Below are 24,344 nucleotides of genomic sequence, written 5' to 3'. Positions count from 1 at the left end.
CTGTCGGTGACGACGGCGTCAGGAGATCAGCTTCGGTTCAATGTCCTCGGCCCGATGGAAGGGTGGTCGAATGGCGTACGGCTGAAACTCGGCGGAGTTATTCAGGAGCGAGTTCTGGCCACTTTGCTGCTGGAGCCCGGAAAGGTACTCCCGGTCTCCCGGCTGGTTGAGGCCGCCTGGGACGAGGATCCGCCGGCGACCGCGTCCCACCAGGTCCGTAAGGCGGTGGCGGACCTGCGAAGACGGATACCGGGCGGTGCCGACGTGCTGCTCACGGAAGGGCCCGGCTACCGGGTCGTGATCGACGAGACGCAGAATGACCTGTCCGAATTCGGAATGCTGGTGCGCACCGCAAAAGCGGCCGTGGCCGAAAGCCGACTCTCCGAGGCGGCCGAAGTGCTGCGGGGGGCACTGGCTTTGTGGCGCGGCCCGGTGCTGTCGGGTATCGGGGGACCGGTCATCGAGGCGGCCGCCACCAGTATCGAGGAACGCCGGCTGGCCGTCTGGGAGGAGCACCTCGCCCTCCGTCTCTCCCTCGGCGAGTCCGGCGAGCTCATTCCGGATCTCCGGGAGCTGGTCACCCAGCACCCGCTGCGCGAGACCCTGCGCGGCCAGCTGATGCTCGCCCTTTACCGCTCGGGACGGCAGGCCGAGGCGCTGGAGGAGTTCGGCAAGGTCCGCGAACTGCTCGTCGAGGAACTCGGCGTCGACCCGGGCCCGCAACTGACCAGGCTGTACGAGGGCATCCTGCGGGAGAGTCCCGAACTGGCCGGTCCGGAACCCGCCGCCCCGGCGCCCGTTCCCGTTCCGCTCCCGGCCGAGCCGCCCTGCACCCTGCCCTACGACCTCGCCGACTTCACCGGCCGTGAGGTCGAGATGGCCGAACTGCTGCGCTGCGCCACGCAGAAGGGTGAGCAGGGCCCGAAGATCGTGGCCCTCGACGGCATGGGCGGCAGCGGCAAGACCTCCCTCGCGGTGCGCGCCGCCCACCAGCTCGTCCCCGAGTACCCGGACGGCCAGCTCCACATCGACCTGCGCGGCTACACCCCCGGTGACCAGCCGGTGTCCGCCGGCACCGCGCTGGACAGCCTGCTGCGCGCGCTCGGCATCCCCGGCGACCGCATCCCCGACGATACAGCCGGCCGTACCGCCCTGTGGCGGGCCACGCTCAGCGGCAAGCGGCTGCTGATCCTGCTCGACAACGCGGCCGACGCCTCCGGCATCCGCCCCCTGCTGCCCACCACCTCCGGTTGCCTGGTCCTGCTCACCAGCCGGGGCCGTCTCGTCGACCTCGACGGAGCGCAGTGGATCTCCCTCGGTGTGATGTCCCCGCGCGAGAGCGCCGCCCTGGTCGCCGAGACCCTCGGCACCGAACGCGTCGCCGCCGAGCCCGAGGCCGCCGCCGAACTGGCCCGGCTGTGCGACCACCTCCCGCTCGCCCTGCGCATCGCCACCGCCCGGCTGCGCAACCGCCCCCGCTGGACCCTGCAGTACCTGGCCGAACGGCTACGGGACGAGACCCGCCGGCTCGACGAGCTCAGCTCCGGCGCCCGCAGCGTCTCGGCCACCCTGCGCCTGTCGTACCAGGCCCTGGACGAGGAGAGCCGCACGGCCTTCCGGATCCTCTCCCTGCACCCGGGCGGCGACATCAACGTCCACGCGGCGGCGGCGCTGCTCGGCTCCGACATGTGGGACGCCGAGGACGTGCTGGAACGCCTGCTGGACGTACATCTCGTGCAGCAGCCGGAGATCGGGCTGTACTCCTTCCACGACCTGGTCCGCAGCTTCGCCCAGAGTCTCTTCGACGCCGCCGACCAGAACGGCGACGAGGCGGCGACCGCCGTGGAACGACTGCTCTGCTACTACCTCACGGCGACCGAGACGGCCTGTGACGTCCTCTACCCCGGCCGCCGCCACCGCCCCACCGGCATCGAGAAGTCCACGGCCGACCTGCCGCCGCTCGGTGACGCCGAGCGGGCCCAGACCTGGTTCACCCGGGAACAGGACGCGCTGCTCGCCGCGGTCACCCTGGCCGAGCGGCGCGGCCTGGACCGGTATGTCGTCTGCCTGAGCCGCAACCTCGTCTTCCAGCTCAGCGCGCGTGGGCAACTGGAGGAGTTCGGGGCGCTGGGGCGGGCCTCGGTCGCCGCCGCGAAGCGCCTCGGCGACCTGGGCCTGCTGGGCGTGAGCCTGTCCAACCTGGGGGTCGCGTGCTGGCGGCTGGGCCGGTTCGAGGAGGGACTCCAGGCCGCCCGCGAGGGCCGGGACGTCGCCGCACAGCTCGGTGACCGGCACACCGAGGCGCACAGCGAGGCCACTCTCGGCCAGTTCAACAGTCTGCTCGGCAACTTCCCCGAGGCGCTGACCCACCTGGAGCGGGCGACCGCCTATGAGCGGGAGCTGGGCACCCCCTGGTCGGAGTGCGACAGCCTGACCCTGCTCAGCACGCTCTACGAGCAGTGGGGACGCCATGAGGAGGCCAAGGCGGCGGCCCAGCGCGCCGTGGAGCTGCAGAGCGGGCCGGGCCTGCGCGAGGAACAGTTCACCGCGCTGACCGACCTCGCCTTCGCCCAGGCCGGTCTCGGGGAGTACGAGGAGGCCGCCCGTAGCCTGGAACAGGCCCGCGCGCTCGTCGACGAGCGCGCGGACCAGGGCAATGTGGCGCTGGCCCTGGCCCTGTCGGCCGACGTCGACCAGCACCTGGGCCGGCCGGTGCGCACTCCCGACCTCGCCGAGCAGGCCCTTGAGCTGGTGGCGTCCAACGCCTCACCGCTGCGCCGGGCCAAGGTGGAGAACATCGTGGGCCGGCTGCGCCGGCGGCAGGGGGAGCGGCAGGCCGCCCGCGAACTGCACGCCGACGCCCGTGAACTGGCCTGTGCGATGAGCTACCGCATCGAGGAGGCGTACGCGCTGTCCGGGCTGGCGGACGCCGAGGACGACGCCGTGGCCGCGGCCCGGCATCGGGCCGCGGCGGAGGAACTCTTCGCGCGGATGGGGGTCGGCGAGGACCGGAGACGGCGCTGAACGCGACGGGTGCCTACGCCGAAACGTTTCTGCCGAAAGGGCGGCCCGGGAGGCGGAAACGGCCCGGTGAGCGGAAGCGGCTGGAAAAACGCGGAGTGCCCCGCCCGGAGGTCCGGACGGGGCACTGTCGCGTGACGTGGAGCCTGGGGCGTGGGCTCAGTCGGCGACGATGACCGTGGGCTTCTGGTTGTCGGCCAGGACGACGGTGGTGTCGGTCGGCTTCTGGTTGTCGGCCAGGACGACCGTGGTGTCGGTGGGCTTCTGGTTGTCGGCCAGGACGGTGGGGACGCTGGTGGGCTTCTGGTTGTCCGCCTGGGCCGCACCGGACTCGATCGCGTGTCCGCCGAAGCCGATGACCAGCGTGGCGGCGATCAGAGTGATGAACCCGGCAACCTTGCGTCCCATGGTCTGCCCCTTTGTGGCGTCTGTGCGTTTCGCGGTGATTTCCGCTTCCTGACGCCACTGACTTTCCTGGGGGCCGTTCCCAGTGGGTTCCTCGTGCGTTACCGCCCTGCGGGAACGCATGGGGAACGGCCCCGGGAACCCCCGGGGTACGCCTTTGACCTGCGGTCAGTCACTCAGACTGCACGTCACCACCCGAGGTCCGGCGGGGGTCAGCACCACCTGGGTACGCGCCGGTCCCGACTCATGGCCGGCCAGGTCGAGCAGCGACCGCACCAGCGAACGCATGGCGGCGCGCTCGGCCTCGTCCGAGGGGGACGGGGCGATCCGGGCCACGCTGTGCATCCCGTCCACGGTCTCCGTCTCGACGCTGAACGTGGGTCCTTCGGCGCGGCTTCGGGCGACATACGGCGGCGCCTGGGCGTCGGCGGCCGCACGCTTCGCCCAGCGCTCCACGGAGGACAGGTCCTGGAGCGCGTGGGCCAGTGCCGTACCGTCCGGCGATCGGTCCCGCGGATCCTTCACGGCTCTACTCCTTCTGCGGGTCTGCAGACAACGACCTGGGGACCCTCGCCCGGACGGCTCCCGATTCCGTCCCGTTCCGCTCCCGTCCCGGTCCCGTTCTGACGTTCGCGAGGGGAACGCGGCGGTAACCCGCCCCCGCATCATGACGGCCATTCGACAGCGGAGCCGGATCCACGAGGCCGGTGCCCTGACCGCACGCGACCGTCCTGGGGGCAGTGCAGTGACAGCAACTCCAACCGATTCGAGTCCGGGCCGATTCACCGGCCTAGGGCCGCTCATGCTGGTCTGGTCGGGCCAGGCCGTCTCGCTCGTCGGCAGCGCGGCCGTCCGGTTCGCCTTCGTCGTCGACGTCTGGTCCAGCGGGGAGCGAGCGAGCGCCGTCACCGCGCTCTCCCTGTGCGCACTGCTCCCACAAGCACTCCTCAGTCCCCTTGCGGGAGCAATCGTCGACCGTATGCGAAAGCGGTCCGCGCTCCAGCTGGCCGACGCCGGCGGCCTGCTCGTCGTGGGCTGCCTGGCGCTGCTGCACTACCTCGGCCTGCTGCACTCCTGGCAGATCTACGTGGCCACCGCGCTGCTCGGCGCCTGTGCCGCCTTCCAGTTCCCGGCCCTGTCCTCGGCCGTGCCGCTGCTCGTCCGCAAGGACCAGCTCGGCCGCGCCAACGGCCTGCTGGGCGGCGCCAAGAGCGCGGCGAGCATCGGCGGGCCGGCCCTGGGCGGGATCCTGCTCACCGTCTTCGGGATAGGCCCGACTCTGCTGGCGGACCTGGCGAGCTATGCCTTCGCCCTGGTCGGCGTACGACTGGTGCGGCTGGCCGGAGACCGGCCCGCGCCCCCGCCGTCCGGGCCGCGCCGCAGGATCACCGAGGAGTCCGGCGAGGGGCTGCGCTACCTGCTCCGCACACCGGGACTGCGGGATCTGATCATCAACTTCTGTGTCGTCAACCTGGTGATGGTCTTCGGCTTCGCCCTCATCCAGCCCATGGTGCTGCTGCGGGCCGACAGCACCGCGCTGGCCGCGGTCAACACCGCGATCGGCGTCGGCGGGGTCACCGGCGGCCTGCTGATGGCCGCGTGGGGCGGGCCGCGCGACCGGGGCCGGGGCATGATGCTCGGCGTCATCGGGATGTGCCTGTCCGCGCTGGTGGGCATGGCGTTCGCCGACGGGGTCGTCGGCTGGTCCGTGGCCGTGCTGATCGGCGCCCTGCTGATGACGGTCGTCAACTCCCAGATGAACGCCATCGTGCAGACCAAGGTCCCCCAGGAATGGCAGGGCCGCGTCTTCGGCGCGGTGATGTTCCTCGGCTACATCTCCGTCCCGCTGGCCACCGCCCTGTCCGGCCCGCTCGCGGACCACGTCTTCGAACCGCAGGCCGCCCACGGCACGGGCCTGTTCACCGTCCTCGGCCCGCTCTTCGGCGACCGGCCCGGCAGCGGCATGGCGGGGATGTTCTTCCTCGCCGGCCTTGCGGGCATCGGGGTCTCCCTGTGGGGGCTGGCCAGCCACAACATCCGGGAGATCGACGTGGTCATGCCGGACGCGGACGACCCGCGCGACGTCCGGGAACACGAAGGGGTCCGGGATGAAGTGCGTGCATGAACTCATCGAGCGACAGGCACGGACGGCACCCGGCGCCCTCGCGCTGATCGACGGCCAGGACCGCCTGACGTACGCCGAACTCGACGCACGGGCCGCCCGGTCGGCCGGACTGCTCGCCCGGCACGGCGTACGGCACGGCGACACCGTCGGCGTGCACCTGGAGCGGTCGGCCGAGCTGGTCGTGACCGTCCTCGGCGTCCTCAAGGCCGGCGCCGCCTATCTGATCCTCGACCCCGGCTTCCCGGCGGCCCGCCTCGGCGCGATGGCGACGGACGCGGCCGTCACCGCGGTGGTCACATCCCGCGGCCGGCGCCTCACCGGCGTCGAGGCCGCCGTGGTCCACCCCGAGGACGCCGGGACGGCGACGCCGTTGCCGCCCGGCACGGTTCCCGTACGCCCCGCCGACCGCGCCTGCGTGATGTTCACCTCCGGCTCCACCGGCCGCCCCAAGGGTGTCGCCGCCCCGCACGAGGCGGTCACGGCCACCCTCACCGGCCAGGACTTCGCCTCCTTCGGCCAGGGCGCGGTCTGGCTCCAGTGCGCGCCGCTGTCCTGGGACGCGTTCGCCCTGGAACTGTGGGGTCCGCTCGCGAACGGCGGCACCTGTGTGCTGCACCCCCCGGGCCGCCCCGAACCTCTCGTGATGGCGCGTCTGATCGCCGAGCACGGCGTCACGTCCATGTACCTGTCGGCATCCCTGTTCAACGTCGTCGTGGACGAGTACCCGGACGCCCTCGACGGCCTGCGTGAACTCCTCGTCGGCGGCGAAGCCTTGTCGCCCCCGCACGTCGCCCGCGCCCTCGAACGCCGGCCCGGCCTGCGGCTGAGCAACGGCTACGGCCCCGTCGAGTGCATGGTCTTCCTCACCACCCACCCGGTCACCCCCGAGGACCTGCGCACCGGCGGCCCCCTCCCGATCGGCCGTCCGCTCGCCGGGAAACGCCTGTACGTCCTCGACGAGCGGCTGCGACCGGTGCCCGACGGCGACAGGGGGGAGCTGTACGCGGCCGGTGCGGGCCTGGCCCGGGAGTACACCGGCCAACCCGCCCTCACCGCCGAACGGTTCGTCGCCGCTCCCTCGGGCGAGCGCCTCTACCGCACCGGCGATCTGGTCCGCCGCCGTCCCGACGGCGTCCTCGAACACCTGGGCCGCGCCGACAGCCAGATCAAGATCCGGGGCTTCCGGGTGGAGCCCGGCGAGATCGAGACGGTCCTGGCCGGACACCCGGGCGTCGACCGGGCCGCCGTGGTCGCCCACGCCCACCCGGCGGGGGACCGGCAGCTGACCGCGTACGTCGTGCCCCACGGCGCGCCGGCGCCCTCGGTACAGGAACTGCGCGACCACGCCCGCACCACCCTGCCCGACCACCTGGTACCGGCCGCCTTCGTGACCCTGGACGCCCTGCCCCTCACACCGAGCGGCAAGCTGGACCGGGCGGCGCTGCCGGAACCGGGCCCCGCTTCCGCGCGCACCGGCGGTACGGCCGCGCGCACCGGCGGTACGGCCGACCCGACGGTGCGCACCCTGTGCGCCCTGTTCTCCCAGGTCCTCTCGACCCCGCTCAGCCCCGACGACGACTTCTTCCTCCTCGGCGGCAACTCCCTCCTCGCCGCCCGGCTGGCCGGCCGTGTCCGCTCCGCGCTCGGCGTCGAACTGGACATCCGGGCGCTCTTCGAGGCGCCGACCCCGGCCCGGCTCGCCCCGCTCGTCGAGAGCGCTCCCGCCGCCGTGGTGCCGCCCGAGCCCGCCACCGCGGCCGGCCCGCTGCCCGTGTCCGACGCCCAGCAACGCCTGTGGTTCCTGGACCGGGCCGGCGCGGGCGCCGCCTACAACCTGCCCATGCTGGTCCGGCTGCGCGGAACGGTCGATCGGGACGCGCTCGGCGACGCCCTGGCCGACGTGGCCGACCGGCACGAGGTACTGCGGACACTCTTCGGCGAGACCGACGGCGTGCCGGTACGGCGTGTGGTGCGCGGGACACGGGCGAGGCCACCCTTCGCTCATGAGCGCGTCGGCGCGGGGGAGCTTGAGTCCGCCATCGAGGAGGCGGCGCGGCACCGCTTCGATCTGAGCACCGAGCTGCCCGTCCGGGCGGTCCTGTTCACCCTCCGCGAGCGGCCCGAGGAGCATGCGCTGCTCGTGCTCGTGCACCACATCGCCGGTGACGGCTGGTCGCTGCGGCCACTGTTCAGCGATCTGTCGCGGTGCTACGCCGCCCGGGTCCAGGGCCGTCCGGCCGGCTCCGGCCCGCTCGCCGTCCCGTACGCCGAGCACGCCCGCCGCCGCCTCGACCGGCTGGGCTCCCCGGCCGATCCCGAGTCCCTGGCGGCCACGCAGCTCGCCTACTGGACGCGGCGTCTGGCGGGGCTGGACGCCGACGGCCCGTTGCTGCCGCGCCGCCCGAAGGCGCCGGCCGTGCCCGGCCCGGCCGCCGGGGTCGTCGTACGGCGACTGGATCCGGCGGCCCACGCCCGGCTCGTCGACTCCGCGCACGCCCGGGGCGCCACGCTCTTCATGGCCCTGCACGCCGCCCTGGTGACCGTGCTGCTGCGGGCCGGCGCCGGCCCCGACACGGCGATCGGCGCGCCCGTGGCGGCGCGGGCGTCGGACAGTGACGTCGAGGACGTCGTCGGGTTCTTCGTGAACCTGCTCGTGCTGCGCGCCGACGCGTCCGGCGATCCCACCGCGGCCGAACTGCTGGCCCGCGTCCGGGACGCCGACCTCGGGGCCTTCGCCCACCAGGACGTGCCGTTCGAGCAGGTCGTCGGCGCGCTCAACCCGGCCCGCAGGCCCAGCCGGCAACCGTTCACCGAGGTGGTCCTGGCGCTGCAGAACAACGCGCGCGCCGAGGTCGCGCTGCCCGGCGCGGACAGCGGCGTGGAGCTGGTGCGCACCGGGTCCGCCCGGTTCGAGCTGCTCGTCGACGTGTCCGAGACGACCGCCCCGGACGGCACGCCCGGCGGCCTCACCCTCACCTTCGAGTACCGGGCCGAGGCACTGGAGGAGTCCTTCGTCGCCTGGCTGGCCGAGGCGCTCCCCCAGGCCCTGGCGGCCGCCGTGGCCACCCCCGAGGCCCGCCTCTCCGCGCTCGCCCTGCCCGAACCGCCCCGCCTGGCGGACGTCACCGACCGCCTCGTGGCACCGGCCCGCACCATCGCGCCCGCCGCCGGGACGCCGTCCGAGGAGCGCGTCGCCGCGGTCTGGCGCGACGTCCTCGGCCTGCCCCGGGTCGGCCGTCACGACGACTTCTTCGCGATCGGCGGCAACTCGCTGCGCGCCGTGCGGGTCGCCGCCCGCCTCAGCACCCCGGACCGGCCGGTGACGGCCGCGCAGCTCTTCACCACCCCCACCGTCGCCGCCCTCGCCGCCGAGCTGGACGGGACCCCGGGCCGCGCGCAGTCCGCCATGGCACCCATCCCGCGCAGGCCGCGGGTCCCGCACCGGCCCCAGACACCCCAGACACCCCAGACCCCCCAGACGACCGCACCTCACCGCGGCGGCAGGAAGCAGGAGGACAGGCAGTGGACCTCAGCGTGATGTTCTTCGGTGCGGACAGCACCGCCACCGGGCAGGTGCGGCACGAGCGCACGTACGAGGACATCCTCACCGTCGCCCGGACCGCGGACCGTCTCGGCTTCCACGCCGTGTGGACGCCCGAACGCCACTTCCAGCAGGTCGGGCAGGTCTTCTCCAGCCCACCGGTGCTCAGCGCGGCGCTCGCCGTGGCCACCGAGCGGATCGGGATCCGGGCCGGCAGCGTCGTCCTGCCGCTGCACCACCCGCTGAAGGTCGCCGAGGACTGGGCGGTCGTGGACAACCTCTCGCACGGCCGGGTGGGTCTGTCGGTCGCCACCGGCTGGCACTCCGCCGACTTCGCGCTCGCGCCCGGCAACTACGCCGACCGCCGCACCCGCACCCTGGACACCGTCCCCGTCCTGCGCTCGCTGTGGGCGGGGCAGAGCGCTCCCTTCCCGGACGGCACGGGCAAGCCGGTGGACGTGCTGCCCCAGCCGCGGCCGGTGCAGGAGTCGTTGCCGCTGTGGATCACCACGTCCGGCAACCCGGAGACGTGGGAGGCGGCCGGCCGGCTGCGCTGCGGAGTGCTCGGCGCGACCGTCGGACAGAGCCGCGACGACCTCGCCGACCGCATCGCCCGCTACCGCACCGCCTGCGCGACCGCCCCCGAGCAGCGGGGCACCGACGCGCACGGCCGCGTGACGCTCATGGCGCACACCTATGTCGGCGCCGACGACGCGGAGGTACGGCGCCTCGCCGCCACCCCGCTGAAGGCGTACCTCGCCTCCTACCTCCGCCAGACCGCCGCCAACCGCACCGCCGACGCCGGCACCGCCGCGCTCACCGAGGAGAAGACCGCGATGCTCGCGGAGTTCGCGTTCGAGCGCTACCTGAGCTGGGGCAGCCTGCTGGGCTCGCCCGGCCACTGCGCCAAGATGCTCGCCGATCTGGCGGAGCTGGGCGTGGACGAGGTCGCCTGCTTCGTCGACTTCGGCCTCGGACTCGACGACGTGCTCACGAGCCTGAACCGGCTGGCCGAACTGAAAGAGAGCCTGTGATGACCGCCCCCGTCCGTCAGGGACCGCGGCCCGCCGCCTCCCTCGCCGACCGCTTCAGCGCGCTCGGCGGCGAGCAGCGCGTCAAGCTGCTGCGCAAGCTGGTGGAGAGCGGACGCGTGCGGGACGTGCCCGCCGTCGTCCCGCCCAGGGATCCCGCCCGGCCGGTCCGGCTCAGCCCCGCGCAGCAGGACCTGTGGGCGTACGAGTCGCTGTATCCCGGCACCCCCGCCCTCAACCTGTGCTGCGCCTACCACTTCGAGGACCCCGTGGACGCCGCCCACCTGGAGGCCGCGCTCACCCTCGTCCAGGAGCACCACGACATCCTGCGCACCAGGGTCACCGGGACCGGGGGCGGCGAACTCCACGTCGACTTCCCCGACCTCGGTCCCTTCGTCCTGGAGCGCGAGGACCTGCGCGGCACCGGAACCACCGTCCACCAGGCATTCGACGCCTTCCGCCGGCGCCCCTTCGACCTGGACGGCGGCAGGCTGATGCGCGGCCGTTTCGTACGCGTCGACGACCGCCGTACGACCCTGATGCTGAGCGTGCACCACGCCATCGCGGACTGGTGGTCCTTCGACGTCCTCCAGAACGAGTTCGCCGAGGCGTACCTGGCCGTCCGCGAGGGCACCGAGCCCCGGCTCACCCGCCCCGGCATCCAGTACGCCGACTTCTCCGCCTGGCAGGGAGAGCTGGAGGAGGCCGGCGTCTTCGGCGAGCGCCTCGCCTTCTGGCGCCGCTACCTGGCCGACCCGCCCGGCCCGCTCACCGCCCCCGGCCACGGATCCACCGCCGACGACCCCGACCGCGACCCCGACGGCATCGTCCACATCGGCTTCGACCTCGACCCGCCCGCCGCCGCCTCGGTCCGCGCCCTGGCCCGCCGCTCCGGCACCACCGTCTACGGCGTTCTGATGGCCGCGTTCGCGGTCCTCGCCCACCGGGTCACCGGTGCCGAGGACATGGTCCTGGGCACCCCCGTCGCCAACCGGTCCGCCAAGGGCCTGGAACGGGTCATCGGCTACGTCATGAACGCCGTCCCCACCCGCTGGCGGGTCCGCCCCGACAGTTCCTTCGCCGACCTCCTCGCCGTGTTCGCGGCCGACTTCCCCGACCTCGTGGCCAACGCCGACCTGCCGGTCGGCCGGATCGTCGCGGCAGCCGCACCCGAACGCAGCATCGGCCGGTCCCCGCTGTTCCAGTGGGTCTTCATGCACCTCACCCAGCAGCCGAGCGTCTCCGCCGTACGCGAGTTCGCCGAACCGGAACGCATCCACACCGGCGGCGAGCACGACCTCGTCGGCGTGGTGAAGGACAGCGGCGACGCGATGATCGGCAGCTTCGAGATCCGTACGGACACGTTCTCGCCACAAGCGGTGGCGCGGTGGGCCGAGTGCTATGTCGAGCTGCTGAAACAGGTCACCGCGGACCCTGCGCTGCGCGTCGGCGACATCGACATCGTGCCTTCGGGCCTGTCCGAGCGCCTGCTCGGCCTGGCGTCCGGCTCCGGTGCGGTGGCGCCGGTGTCGCTGCCCGAGCTGGTGGCCCGCCAGGCCGCCCGCACACCGGACGCGCCCGCGCTCGACACGGGCGCTCAGCTCCTGTCGTACGGCCGACTCGTCGACCGGGTCGACCGGTTGGCCGGCACCCTGGCCCGGCACGGGGCCGGCCCCGGGGACCTCGTGGCGCTCGTCCGCGGCCGTGGCACCGACTGGCCGGTGACCGCGCTGGCCGTCCAGCGGACGGGTGCCGCGTATCTGCCCCTCGACCCCGAGCACCCCACGGAACGCCTGCGGCGCACGCTGGCCGACGCGGGGCCGGTGCTGGTCGTCGCGGACGACGCCGTGCCGGCCGCGGGGGACGTACCGGTGCTGGTCCTGAGCCCGCAGTCGTACCAGGGCGAGCCGTTGACGGCCCCCTACCCGGACCCCTCCACCCCCGCCTACGTCATCCACACCTCGGGCTCCACCGGCACCCCCAAGGGGGTCGTCGTCCCGCACGCGGGTCTCGCCGCGCTCGCGGAATCCCTGGCGGGCCGGCTGGACCTGGGTCCCGGGGACCGGGTGCTCCAGCTGGGCCCCCCGACCTTCGACATATCGGTCGCCGACCTGTGCATGGCCTTCGGCTCCGGCGCGACCCTGGTCCTGCCGCCGGCCGGGATGCTGGTGGGGGACGACCTGGGGCGGGTGCTGACACAGCGACGGGTGTCCGCGGTCATGACGACACCGTCCGTGCTGGCGACGGTCCCGGCCGGCACCTACCCGGACCTGCGGGCGCTGGCGGTCGGCGCGGAGGTCTGCCCGCCGGAGCTGGTGGAACGCTGGGCGGCGGACGGCCGCCGCTTCCACAACGTGTACGGCCCCACCGAGGCGACGGTGGCGGTCACGCTCTCCGAGCCCCTCGCCCCCGGGCGCGGGCAGACGCGACCGCCCCTGGGCCGCCCCCTCGCCGGCACGCACGTCCGCCTGCTCGACGACCGGCTCCGCCCGGTGGCCCCGGGCACCCAGGGCGAGCTCTACCTCTCGGGCCCCCTGGCCCACGGCTACCTGCACCGCCCCGCGCAGACGGCCGACCGCTTCACGGCCGACCCCTACGGCCCCCCGGGCACCCGCATGTACCGCACCGGCGACCTCGCCTGGCAGGGCGACGACGGCACCATCCACTACCTGGGCCGCGGCGACGACCAGGTGAAACTCCGGGGCCTGCGCACAGAACCCGCCGAGATCGCGGCCGTCCTCGCCGAACACCCCTGCGTCGGCGCAGCGGTGGCCCTCGTCCGGGAGGGCAGGACCGGCCGCCCGCAGCTGGTCGGATACGTCGTCCCGGCCCCCGGTCACACCCCGGACCCGGACGCCCTGCTCACCCACGCGGCCGAACGACTGCCCGCCGGGCTGGTCCCGGCCGACGTGGTCGTCCTCGGCACGTTCCCGCTGACCGACAACGGAAAGATCGACAAGACCGCCCTGCCCGCCCCCGCCCCCCGCGACCCGGCCGCGTCCCCCGCCGTCCGGCGCACCGCGTCCCCCGCCGAACGGACCCTGTGCGCCCTGTACTGCGAGGTCCTCGGCACCGATCCCGCGGACGTGGACGTGGACGCGGACTTCTTCCGGCTCGGCGGCGACAGCATCATGGCCATCCAACTCGCCGCCCGGGCAGCGGCGGCCGGCCTGCTCCTCGCCCCGCGGGACGTCTTCACCGCCCGCACACCGGCCCGGCTGGCCCTGTCGGCCCGCCCGGCAGCCCCCGAGCAGCCTGCCGGCCCCGACCTGGCCGAAGGCCGCTTCCCCCTCACCCCGATCATGCACTGGTGGCGCGAACAGGGCGCCCCCCTGGGCACGTTCATCCAGTCCATGGTGTTCCCCGTCCCGCACGGCGTCGACCAGGACCGCATCCGGGCGGCCGTCTCGGCCCTCGCCGAACGGCACGCCGCCCTCCGCATGCGGCTGATACGGCACGACGACTCCACCGACTGGGAACTGGAGGCAGGCTCCGCCACCGTACGCACGGAGCGGGTCGCCGTCGCCGCCGACACCGACCCGGCAGAGCTCGCACAGGACTCGGCGCGCTGCGCCGTACTGGACCCGGAGCAGGGGGAGATGCTGCGGGCGGTCTGGTTCGACGCCGGACCCGACCGGCCCGGTCTCCTGCTGCTCCTCGTGCACCACCTCGCCGTCGACGGGGTGTCCTGGCGGGTGCTGGGACAGGAGCTGGCGCACATGCTGAGGGACGGCGGCGAGCCCCCGAGGGATCCGGGCGCCTCGTTCGCACGGTGGGCGCGGCTGCTGCCCGCCGAGGCGGACCGGGCACTGGGCGAACTGGACTGGTGGACCGGCCGGATGAGCGCCGCCGGGAAGGCCCGGCTGACGGACGGACCGGACGGCTGGACGAGCCGGCCGGCCGCTCCCGCCACCGCCTACCGCCGCGCCGTCGTCACCATCGAGCTGGACGCCGAACTGACCCGGTCCGCCCTGGTCACCCTCCCCGGCGCCTTCCACTGCGGCACCGACGCCGTGCTGCTCACCGCCCTGGTCCGCGCCGCGGTCCGCCGACGCGGCACCGGCACGGCCCTCCTCCTGCACCTGGAGGGACACGGGCGCGAGGCGCTGTCGGCGCCCGTCGACATCTCCCGCACCGTCGGCTGGTTCGTCACCCAGTACCCGGTCGTCCTCGACCCCGGCACGGACACCGGTCCCGCGGCGCTCAAGCTGGTCAAGGAGCAACTGCGGGCGGTGCCGTCCGCCGGACTCGGCTGGGGCCTGCTGCGCTACCTCCACCCCGAGGCCGGCCCCACCCTGGCCGCGCTGCCCGCTCCCGACGTCCGCTTCGCCTACCTGGGCCGCTTCGCCGGGGACGACGCGGCCGGCGGCCGGTTCCTCGACTCCGGACCGGACGCGGTGCCGGTCGCCCACGCCCTGGAGATCGACGTCCTGGCCCGAGGTGCGGAGGGCGAACCGCGGCTGGAGGCGACCTTCTCGTACGCGCAGGGCGTGCTCAGCGAGGACGACGTGCGCGAGCTGGCCCGGCTGTGGACGCGGGAGCTCACCGCTCTCGTGGCGGACGCGGCGGACGGCTCGGCCGCCGGCCACACCCCGTCCGACTTCCCGCTGGTCGATCTGACCGTCGACCAGCTCCTGCAGTACGAGGACGACCTGTCGTTCGAGGAGGACGCCGACGGGCTGGACGACCTGGACGGGCTGGACGACCTGGGCGGCCTTGGTGGCTTCGGTGCCCTCGACGGCCTCGAGGGTGAGGTGAGCGAACGGTGAGCGGGAACGTCCAGGACGTCCTGCCGCTGTCCCCGGCCCAGGAAGGACTCCTCTTCCACACCCTGCGGGACGCGACGGGACCCGACCCCTATCTGGTCCAGGCCCGTTTCCGGATCGGCCCCGGCATCGCCCCGGGGCGGGTCCGGGCCGCGGTGACGGAACTGCTGCGGCGCCACCCCAACCTGCGCGCCTGCTTCCGCCACGAACGCCTCGACCGGCCCGTGCAGATCATTCCGCGCGCCGTGAAGGTGCCGTGGCGGGAGGCCGACCTCACCGGCCTCGACCCCGACGAGACGGCCGCGGGGATGCGACGGCTGCTGGAGACGGACGCGGCCCGGCGCTTCGACCCCGCACGGCCGCCCCTGCTGCGGGTCACCCTCGCCCGCCACGACAGCGGCGCCGAGCTGCTCGTGTCCTTCCACCACATCCTGCTCGACGGCTGGTCCCTGCCGGTCGTGGAGGCGGACCTGGCCGCACTGGTCGGGGGCCGCCCGCTGCCGCCCGCCGCTTCCTACCGCGACTACCTGGCATGGCTGGCGCGGCAGGACCGGGACAAGGCGGAGACGGCCTGGGCCGAGGCGCTGGCGGGCCTCGAACCGCCGGCGCCGCTCGCACCCCCGGCCGCGACCGACGACACCTCCTGCGACCGCGCCCAGGTCCACCTGCCCGCCGGCCTGACCGCCACGCTCGCCCGCCGCGCCGCGGAGGCCGGTGTCACCCTCAACACCCTCGTCCAGGCGGCCTGGGCACTCGTCCTGGCCCGGACCACCGGCGCCCGGGACCTGGTCTTCGGCGCGGTCGTCTCCGGCCGTCCGCACGACCTGCCCGGCGTCGAGAGCATGGTGGGCCTGTTCGTCAACACGCTCCCGGTACGGGTGCGGCTGCGTACCGGCGAGACCGCGGCCGAGCTGCTGGGCCGCCTCCAGGACGAACAGTCCCGGCTCGTCGCCCACCAGCACGCGCGGCTCGCCGACGTACAGCGTGCCGCGGGCGTGGGGGAGCTGTTCGACTCCGTCCTCGCCTTCGAGAACTTCCCGCAGCGTGATGAGGACGACGCCGGCCCGGAGGAGCTGACCCTCCGGACGGTCACGGACGCCACCCACTACCCGGTGACGCTGGCCGTCACCGCCGGCGAGCGGCTGGGGCTGTCGGTGGGCTGCCGCCGCGGCCTGTCGGCGTCCGCGGTGGCCGGCCGGATGGCTCATGCCCTGGGCCGGCTGGCGGACGACCTCGGCCGGCCGGTGGACGACATCGACGTACTTCCGCCCGCGGAACACCGACGGCTGATCGACCTCGCCACCGGCCCGGTCCGCCCCGTGGCCCGACCGGCCACCGTCACCGCCCGGTTCGCCGCGCAGGCCGCCCGGACCCCCGATGCCCCGGCCGTCGAGTCGGACGACGGGATCCTCACCTACGCCGATCTCGACACGGCCTCCGATGCCCTGGCCGCCCGCCTGGTCCGGGCGGGCACGGCCCCCGGCGACGCGGTCGCCCTGCTGGCGACCCGCTCCCCGGCCGTCGTCGTCGCCCAGCTGGCCGTCCTCAAGGCGGGAGCCTGCTGGCTGCCGCTGGACCCCGCCCAGCCGCCCGAACGCCTGGCCCGGCTGACCGAAGCGGCCGGGGTCCGGCTGGCGTTGACCACAGCCACAGCCACAGCCACAGCCAAGGCCGCAGCCGCAGCCGCAGCCAAAGCCCCAGCCGTAGCCGCAGCCGCAGCTAAAGCCCCAGCCGTAGCCGTAGCCGTAGCCGCAGCCGCAGCCAAAGCCCCAGCCGCAACCCCAGCCGCAGCCGCAGCCGCAGCCAAAGCCCCAGCCAAAGCCCCAGCCGCAGCCGCAGCCGCAGCCAAAGCCCCAGCCGCAACCCCAGCCGCAGCCGCAGCCGCAGCCAAAGCCCCAGCCGCAGCCCGACTGCCCGAAGCGGTAGCGTGCTTGAACATCGAGGAGCCGGGCCCGGCCGTCACCTCGCCCCTCCCGGAAGCCCACCCCGGCTCACCCGCCTGCGTCCTCCACACCTCCGGCTCCACCGGCGAACCCAAGGGCGTCGTCGTACCGCACCGCGGCATCGTGGAACTCGCCGCCGACGCCCGCTTCCAGGGCGGCGGTCACCGCCGTGTGCTCGCGCACGCCCCCTACACCTTCGACTCGGCGACGTACGAGGTGTGGATCCCGCTCCTGAACGGCGGGACGGTCGTCCTCGCCCCGCCCGGCCCCGTCACCCCCGAGCTGCTGCGCCGCGTGATTCCCGAGCGCGGGATCACGGCGCTGTTCCTCACCCCCGAACTCCTGCGCACGGTGACGGAGATCGCGCCGGAGTCGGCGGCCGGGCTGACGGAGGTCTGGGCGGGCGGCGATGTGCTCGACCCGGCGACCGTGACCCGCCTGCGGGCGCACTGCCCGGGCACCACCGTCGTCAACGGGTACGGCCCCACCGAGGCGACCGTCTTCGCCACCGCCCACACCGCCGACGGCGGTCCCGGTGCGATCCCCATCGGCCGTCCGCTGGACAACACCCGCGCCTACGTCCTGGACGGCCTCCTGCGCCCGGTGCCCGAGGGAGGCACCGGCGAGCTGTACCTCGCCGGGACCGGCCTGGCCAACGGCTACCTCGCACGGCCCGGACAGACGGCGGAGCGGTTCGTCGCCGACCCGTACGGGCCGCCGGGCAGCCGCATGTACCGCACCGGCGACCTGGCTCGCTGGAGAGGCGACCGCGTCCTGGACTTCCACGGCCGCGTCGACGACCAGATCAAGGTGCGCGGGGTCCGTATCGAACCGGCCGAGGTGGAGACCGCGCTCGCGGCCTGCCCCGGCGTACGACGGGCCGTCGTCGCCGCGCGCCCCGACGCCACCGGCGGCAAGCGGCTGGCGGCGTGGCTCCTGCCGGACCCGGCCACGGACGCTACGTGGCCCGAAATCTTGGACAGGGCGAAGGAGTTCGCCGTCCGGCACCTCCCCGCTCACCTCGTCCCCTCCGTATGGGCCCGCATCGACCGCATACCGCTCACCCGCCACGGCAAGACGGACCGGGCCGCACTGCCCGAGCCGACGGGCGACGCGACCGGCGGCCACGGCGGCCACGGCGGTCACGGCACCCGCGCTCCGCGCGACGACCGTGAACGGTGGCTGTGCGCGCTGTTCGCCGAGGTGCTCGGCCTGCCCGACGCCCACCCGGACACCGACTTCTTCGCGGCCGGCGGCCACTCGCTGACCGCACTGCGCCTGGCCTCCAAGGCCCAGGTGCCGCTGGCCACCCTGTTCGCGGCTCCGACCCCGGCCCTGCTGGCCGCCCGTACCGCCCCCGCCCCCGACACCGACCTGGCCCCCCTCCTCACCCTCCGCCAGGGCGACCGCACCCCCCTCTTCTGTGTCCACCCCGCCCTCGGCCTGGGCTGGTCCTTCGCCGCCCTCCTCCCGCACCTCCACCCGGACCGCCCGGTGCACGCCCTGCAGAGCCCGGCGCTCACCGAAGGGGCGGGCGGGCTCCCGGCGAGCGTCGCCGCGCTGGCCGAGGCGTACACCGAGCGCATCCGCGCCCTCGCGCCGACCGGCCCGTACGCCCTGCTGGGCCGCTCCTTCGGCGGCTCCGTCGCCCACGAGATCGCCGTACGCCTGCGCGCGGCCGGGCAGGAGGTACGGCTGCTGGCCGTGCTGGACGCGATGCCCCAGCCGCCCGGCACCCCCCGGCTGCCGGCGGACGTGGTCGAGCGGGAGGCGTTGCGGATCCTGCTCAACAGCCACGCCCCGGGCCGGCCCGTACCACCCGGCCGGTTCGGCCGCGCCGAGGCGTTCGCGGTGGTCCGCACCGCCGACAGCCCGCTCGCCGCCCTGGACGACGGCGTCCTGCACGCGATGACCGACGTGGGCGCCCACCACATCCACCTCTCCCGCGCCTGGCGCCCGTCCCGCTACGACGGCCCCGTCACCCTCTTCTCCGCGACCCACCAGGCGCACGCCACCACCGCCGAGAAAACGGCGGCCTGGCGGCCCTCGACCGCCGCCCTCACGGTGCACGAACTCGCCTGCACCCACAGCGGAGTACTTCAGCCGGACCCGGCCGCACGCGTCGCCGCGGTCCTCGAAACCGCCCTCCGGGGGGAGTGACCCATGACCACCGACACCGTTGCCCTGGTCCAGCCGGCCGTCCACGAGGAGTACGAGTTCCCCGTCTCCGACGCGCAGAGCCGGCTGCTCGTCCTCGACCAGCTGAACCCGGGCACCGCTCAGTACAACGTGCCGGCGGCCTTCGCCGTGACCGGCCCCTTCGACGTCGCCGCGTTCGGCCGTGCCCTGGACACGCTGGTCGCCCGGCACGAGTCGCTGCGCACCGTCTTCCGCACCTCCCCGGACGGCACGCAGACCCAGCGCGTGCGGGCCGCCGGCGATGCCGCGCTCACCTACCGGGACCACGTTCCCGCCGGCCAGGTGGACACGCTGCTGCGACAGGAGGCCGCCCGCCCCTTCGACCCGGCTGCCGGACCGCTGCTGCGCTGCACGGTGTACGCCGTCGACGACGGCACCCACCGCGTGCTGCTCGTCGCCCACCACCTGGTCTGCGACGGCTGGTCGCTGGGCGTCATGCTGGACGCGCTGGGCGCCGCCTACCGGGACGAAGCGGCCGGACGGCCACACAGCCCACCGGGGCAGCCGCTCCAGTTCCCGGACTACGCCGTCTGGCAGCGCGAACGCCAGGCGGCGGGGGAGTACGACACGGCCGTACGGCACTGGGTGGAGGCGTTGCGCGGCGCGCCCGCCACCCTGGAGCTGCCCACGGACCGGCCCCGGCCCGCCGTGCGCTCCGCCGGCGGCGGCACCGCCCGCTTCCTGATTCCGGCCGCCACGCGGGCCCGCCTCGCCGAAGCGGCCGGCGCCTGCGGGGCGACGCCCTTCATGGCGCTGTTCGCCGCCTACGCCGCCTTCCTCGCCCGGCTCTCCGGCCGCGACGACCTCGTCATCGGCTACCCGGTGTCCGGCCGCGAGCATCCCGACCTGCAGGACACCGTCGGTATGCTCGCCGGCACCCTCGCCCTGCGCGTCGACGTGAGCGGCGACCCCTCCTTCCACGAGCTGACCGCCCGGGTCCGCACCGCCCTGCGGGCCGCCGCCCCGCACCAGGACGCCCCGTTCGAGGCGGTGGTGGACGCCCTCGCCCCGGTCCGCGAGCCCGGTCACGACCCGGTGGTCCAGGTCGTCTTCTCCTACGACGACGACACCGCCCTCACCCTGGACCTCGCCGGAGCCGGCACACGGCGGCTCGAAGTCGACCTGGACACGGCGAAGTTCGACTTCCACCTGCACGTGGAGCGCTGGGGGGAGGACCTGGCCGCCCAGTTCATCCACCGTGACGACCTGTTCGAGGCGGCGACCGTGCGCCGCTGGACCCACAACTTCACGGTCCTCCTCGACGGCCTCCTCACCGACCCGCACGCCCCCCTCTCCCGCCTCGCCCCGGTCGCCGAGGACGAGCGGCGGCTGCTCCTCGCCCAGAACGACCGCCTCTCCGGCGCCGCCCCCGCCGACCGGCTGGTGCCCGACCTGATCGCCGGCGTCGCGGCGGCCCGCCCGCACGCCACCGCGCTCGTGCACGGCGGGGAACGGCTCACCTACCGCGCGCTGCTGGAGCGCGCCGACGCGCTGGCGGCCCGGTTGCGGGCCGCCGGCGTACGCCCCGGCAGCCGTGTCGGACTGCTCCTGCCCCGCTCGGCGCACCAGGGCATCGCCGCGCTCGCGGTGCTGCGGGCCGGCGGCGCCTACGTGCCGCTGGACCGGGCCCATCCCGACGACCGCCTGCGCTACATGCTCGACTGCTCCGGCACCGGCCTGCTGCTGACCTCCGAGGCCACCGCCGAGCGGGCCGCGGCACTCGGCGTGCCCGCTCTGCGCGTCGACCGCACCGACCCGGCCGAGCCGCCGCCCGTCGCCGACGGCCCGGCACCCGGTGCCCGCGACCTCGCCTACGTGCTGTTCACCTCCGGCTCCACCGGCCGCCCCAAGGGCGTGGCCGTCGAGCACCGCTCCCTGGTCAACCTGACCACGGCCGTCCGCCACTCCTTCCCGGTGACGGCCGGCGACCGGGTGCTGCAGTTCGTCGCGTTCGGCTTCGACGTCGCCGTCTCCGACCTGTTCTTCCCCTGGGTCGCGGGTGCCGAACTGCACGTCCCGACCGAGGACGAACGGTTCGGCGAGGGCCTGCTGCACCGGCTGCGCGACTCCCGCATCACCTATGTGTTCCTGCCGCCGTCCGCCGCCATGCTGCTGCCCGACGTCAAGGGAAAGCTGCCCGACCTGCGCACCATCGCGGTCGGCGGCGAGTCCTGCCCCGCCGAACTCGTCGAGCGGCTGCACGAGCCCGGCCGGCGGATCGTGAACGCCTACGGACCGAGCGAGGTCTCCGTCTACTCCCACACGGCCGACCTGACGCCCGGCGACCCGGTGGTGCTCGGCCGCTCGGTGGCGGGCAGCCGCTGCTACGTCCTGGACGAGTGGCTGCGCCCCGTCCCCGTCGGCGTCACCGGCGAGATCTACATCACCGGCGCCGGACTCGCCCGCGGCTACATCGAGCGACCCGGCCTGACCGCCGAGCGGTTCGTCGCCGACCCCTACGGCGCCCCCGGCACCCGGATGTACCGCAGCGGGGACCTCGGACGCGTCGACGCGCACGGGGTGCTGACCTACCAGGGCCGCAGCGATCTCCAGGTCAAGCTGCGCGGGGTACGCATCGAACTGGGTGAGATCGAGTCGCTGCTGGCCGCCCACCCGGACGTGCGGATCGCCGCGGCGACCGTGCGCGGCACCGGCGAGGAACAGCGGCTCGCCGCCTACCTGGTCTGCCGCGACGGAGCCGTGCCACCCGCCGACGGCGCCCTGCGCGCCCACCTCGCCGAGCGGCTGCCGGCCTTCATGGTCCCCGAGGTGTTCGTCCGCCTCGCGGAACTGCCGCTCAGCGGCAACGGCAAGATCGACCGCTCCCGGCTGCCCGAGCCGGACGTCACCCGCCACGCCCCGGACCCGGGCGGCACGGCCGCCGGCACCGCGACCGAGCGGCTGGTCGCGGACATCTGGGCCCGCGTCCTGACCATGGACCGGGTCGACGCCCACGACAACTTCTTCGACCTGGGCGGCAACTCGGTCCGCCTGATGCGTGTGCTGGCCGCCCTGCGCGAGGCCACCGCGGACGGCGGGCTCACCCTGGTCGACCTGTTCCGCCACCCCACCGTCGCCTCCCTCGCCGCCCGCCTCGACCAGGCCCGCGTGGCGGACCCCACCGACTCCGCCGCCCGCGGCCGTGAACGACACCACCGGCGCACCGCCGCCCGACGACTCCGCTCCCGGAAAGGCACACTCCGATGACCGACACCACAGCTCCCGACGCCCTCGACTCCGCCATCGCCGTCATCGGCATGAGCGGTCGCTTCCCCGGCGCCCCCGACCTCGACACGTACTGGAAGAACCTCCTCGGCGGCGTCACCTCCATCACCGACTTCACCGAGGAGGAACTCCTCGCCGACGGCGCGGACCCGGACGAGATCCGTGGCCGCGACTACGTGCCGTCCAAAGGCGTCCTCGCCGACGCCGACCGCTTCGAGGCCGCCCTCTTCGGCTTCAACCGCACCGAGGCCGCCGCCCTCGACCCGCAGCACCGGCTGCTCCTGCAGACCGCCTGGTCCGCCCTGGAGGACGCCGGCCACGACCCCCTCGGCGCACCGCGCCGCACCGGCGTCTACGTCGGCGGCGGCGTCACCGAACACATGCTGGCCGCCCAGACCGACCCCAGGCTGGCCGCGCAGATCGGCGCGCTCCAGGTGCGCATCCTCACCGACCGCGAGTTCCTCGCCCCCTGGATCTCCTACCGGCTCGGCCTCGACGGCCCGAGCCTCACCGTCCAGACCGCCTGCTCCACCTCCCTGACCGCGATCCACCTCGCCTGCCAGGCACTGCTCCTCGGCGACTGCGACACCGCGCTCGCCGGAGGCGTCGCCGTCGACACCGTCCGCAGCCGCGGATACGTCCACTACCAGGGCGGGATCTTCTCGTCCGACGGCCGCTGCCGCCCCTTCGACGAGGCGTCCGGCGGCACCGTGCCCGGCAACGGCGTCGGTGTGGTCGTGCTGCGCCGTCTCGCCGACGCGCTCGCCGACGGAGACCCCGTCCGCGCGGTCATCCGCGGCAGCGCCGTCACCAACGACGGCGCCGCCCGCGTCGGCTTCACCGCCCCCGGTGTCGACCAGCAGACCGCCGCCATCGTGGAGGCATGGACGACGGCGGGCCTCGACCCGGCCGACGCCCAGTACCTGGAGGCCCACGGCACGGCCACCGAGCTGGGCGACCGCATCGAGGCGACCGCCGCGACCGCCGCGTTCAAGGGCGCCCTCGGCACCGGCTCCATCGGCCTGGGCTCGGTGAAGGCGAACATCGGCCACCTGGACGCGGCCGCGGGCGTGGCCGGGGTCATCAAGACCGTGCTGATGCTGGAGCACGCCGTCATCGCCCCGACCGCCGGAGCCGGCCACCCGCACCCCGAACTCGCGCTGGACGACTCGCCGTTCCACGTCGTCACCGAGGCCGAAGACTGGCCCGAGCCCGAGTACGGCCGCCGCCGGGCCGGGGTCAGCTCCGTCGGCATCGGCGGCACCAACGTCCACGTCGTCCTGGAACAGGCCCCGTCCCGCCCCCGGGACACCGGATCCTCGGGCCCGGAGGTGCTGCTTCTGTCCGCTCACACCGAGGACGCCCTCAAGGCCCTCGCCGGCCGCCTGGCCACCGCCCTGCGCGCCCCGGACGCCCCCACCCTCGCCGACACCGCCCACACCCTCCGCTTCGGCCGCGCCCCCCTCGCCGTCCGCGCCTACGTCCTGGCCGCCGACCGCGAGGAGGCCGCGATCCGCCTCGGCGAACTCGCGACGGGCCGCCCGGCATCGGCCCCGGCCGCCGCGGACGACCTGCGCGCGATCGGGGAGGCGTGGCTGCGGGACGAGAAGCTGCCGTGGCCGCGGCGGGGCCGCCGGGTCTCACTGCCGACGTACCCGTTCGGCGGGGAGAGCTACGGGCAGCTCGGCCTGGGGGCGGCACCGGCCGCACGGGAACAGGCGCCCCAGGAACAGGCTTCCCAGGAACAGGCTTCCCAGGAGCCGCGGTCGCAGGCGCCGGAGGCGGGCGCCGGGCTGGACACGTCCGTCCGCGCCCTCCTCGCCGAGACGCTCGGTCTGGACGACGGCGACCTGAGCATGACGTACTTCGCCGCCGGCGGCGACTCCCTCGCCGCCGTCCACCTGGTCGGCTGCCTGCGCGACGACTTCGGCATCGACGTGCCGCTCACCCTGTTCCTGGAAGAGCTGACACTCGACGAACTGGCCCGGCGGATCGTCGAGGCCCGGGAACCGGACGACGCGCTGGACGCGCTGCTCAGCGAGTTCGAGAACGCGTGAGGCATGAGCGCACGGGAAAGGGGCCGGTGGT

10 protein-coding genes are annotated in these 24,344 nt (G+C 74.5%); 8 read left to right on the top strand and 2 right to left on the bottom strand.

The genetic code is table 11. The features are described 5' to 3' along the window. Positions 1 to 54: 54 nt before the first annotated feature. On the top strand, positions 55 to 3,024 hold the full coding sequence (locus tag ACIGYR_RS20670; protein WP_399597513.1) for a BTAD domain-containing putative transcriptional regulator: 2,970 nt from the start codon (positions 55 to 57) through the stop codon (positions 3,022 to 3,024). Between the two features lie 156 nt (positions 3,025 to 3,180). Here ACIGYR_RS20670 and ACIGYR_RS20665 read toward each other — a convergent pair whose 3' ends face one another. Both ACIGYR_RS20665 and ACIGYR_RS20660 read right to left on the bottom strand, forming a co-directional pair. Then, complete coding sequence (locus ACIGYR_RS20665) at positions 3,181 to 3,429, bottom strand: hypothetical protein (RefSeq protein ID WP_391840351.1); 249 nt, start codon at positions 3,427 to 3,429, stop codon at positions 3,181 to 3,183. 165 nt (positions 3,430 to 3,594) lie between these two features. Further along, complete coding sequence (locus ACIGYR_RS20660; RefSeq protein WP_391840353.1) at positions 3,595 to 3,951, bottom strand: hypothetical protein; 357 nt, start codon at positions 3,949 to 3,951, stop codon at positions 3,595 to 3,597. 277 nt (positions 3,952 to 4,228) lie between these two features. On the opposite strand from ACIGYR_RS20660, the gene ACIGYR_RS20655 reads away from it, so the two are divergent. From ACIGYR_RS20655 to ACIGYR_RS20625, 7 genes are read left to right on the top strand one after another with little or no spacing between them, the layout of a single operon-like run. Further along, the gene (locus ACIGYR_RS20655) at positions 4,229 to 5,551 is read left to right on the top strand and encodes an MFS transporter (RefSeq protein WP_399597517.1); all 1,323 of its coding nucleotides are present in this window, start codon (positions 4,229 to 4,231) and stop codon (positions 5,549 to 5,551) included. After that, positions 5,535 to 9,089, top strand: coding sequence for an amino acid adenylation domain-containing protein (locus ACIGYR_RS20650; RefSeq protein ID WP_399597520.1), 3,555 nt, complete (start codon positions 5,535 to 5,537; stop codon positions 9,087 to 9,089). The genes ACIGYR_RS20655 and ACIGYR_RS20650 overlap by 17 nt, the downstream gene beginning before the upstream one ends. Next, complete coding sequence (locus tag ACIGYR_RS20645; protein ID WP_399597522.1) at positions 9,074 to 10,126, top strand: MupA/Atu3671 family FMN-dependent luciferase-like monooxygenase; 1,053 nt, start codon at positions 9,074 to 9,076, stop codon at positions 10,124 to 10,126. The genes ACIGYR_RS20650 and ACIGYR_RS20645 overlap by 16 nt, the downstream gene beginning before the upstream one ends. Further along, positions 10,126 to 14,892 (top strand): amino acid adenylation domain-containing protein, encoded by a 4,767-nt coding sequence (locus tag ACIGYR_RS20640; protein WP_399597525.1) that lies wholly within the window; start codon positions 10,126 to 10,128, stop codon positions 14,890 to 14,892. Before ACIGYR_RS20645 ends, ACIGYR_RS20640 begins: the two co-directional genes overlap by 1 nt. Continuing rightward, positions 14,889 to 18,992, top strand: coding sequence for an amino acid adenylation domain-containing protein (locus ACIGYR_RS20635; RefSeq protein WP_399597527.1), 4,104 nt, complete (start codon positions 14,889 to 14,891; stop codon positions 18,990 to 18,992). Before ACIGYR_RS20640 ends, ACIGYR_RS20635 begins: the two co-directional genes overlap by 4 nt. Positions 18,993 to 18,995: 3 nt before the next feature. Then, the gene (locus ACIGYR_RS20630; protein ID WP_399597530.1) at positions 18,996 to 22,238 is read left to right on the top strand and encodes an amino acid adenylation domain-containing protein; all 3,243 of its coding nucleotides are present in this window, start codon (positions 18,996 to 18,998) and stop codon (positions 22,236 to 22,238) included. Next, a complete protein-coding gene (locus ACIGYR_RS20625; protein ID WP_399597532.1) occupies positions 22,235 to 24,313 on the top strand; it encodes a beta-ketoacyl synthase N-terminal-like domain-containing protein in 2,079 nt (692 codons plus the stop codon). Before ACIGYR_RS20630 ends, ACIGYR_RS20625 begins: the two co-directional genes overlap by 4 nt. The last annotated feature ends 31 nt before the right edge of the window (positions 24,314 to 24,344 follow it).

The organism is Streptomyces sp. NPDC053076, from assembly GCF_044546845.1.
Lineage (GTDB): Bacteria > Actinomycetota > Actinomycetes > Streptomycetales > Streptomycetaceae > Streptomyces.
The sequence above is the reverse complement of the archived record's forward strand: the minus strand, read 5'-3'. Positions and strand labels throughout refer to the sequence as shown.

Bases quoted from the DNA above. Each gene is read 5' to 3' on its own strand.
- ACIGYR_RS20670 (WP_399597513.1), top strand. From the start codon at position 55: ATGGAAGGGTGGTCGAATGGCGTACGGCTGAAACTCGGCGGAGTTATT.
- ACIGYR_RS20665 (WP_391840351.1), bottom strand. From the start codon at position 3,429: ATGGGACGCAAGGTTGCCGGGTTCATCACTCTGATCGCCGCCACGCTG.
- ACIGYR_RS20655 (WP_399597517.1), top strand. From the start codon at position 4,229: ATGCTGGTCTGGTCGGGCCAGGCCGTCTCGCTCGTCGGCAGCGCGGCC.
- ACIGYR_RS20650 (WP_399597520.1), top strand. From the start codon at position 5,535: ATGAAGTGCGTGCATGAACTCATCGAGCGACAGGCACGGACGGCACCC.
- ACIGYR_RS20640 (WP_399597525.1), top strand. From the start codon at position 10,126: ATGACCGCCCCCGTCCGTCAGGGACCGCGGCCCGCCGCCTCCCTCGCC.
- ACIGYR_RS20630 (WP_399597530.1), top strand. From the start codon at position 18,996: ATGACCACCGACACCGTTGCCCTGGTCCAGCCGGCCGTCCACGAGGAG.
- ACIGYR_RS20625 (WP_399597532.1), top strand. From the start codon at position 22,235: ATGACCGACACCACAGCTCCCGACGCCCTCGACTCCGCCATCGCCGTC.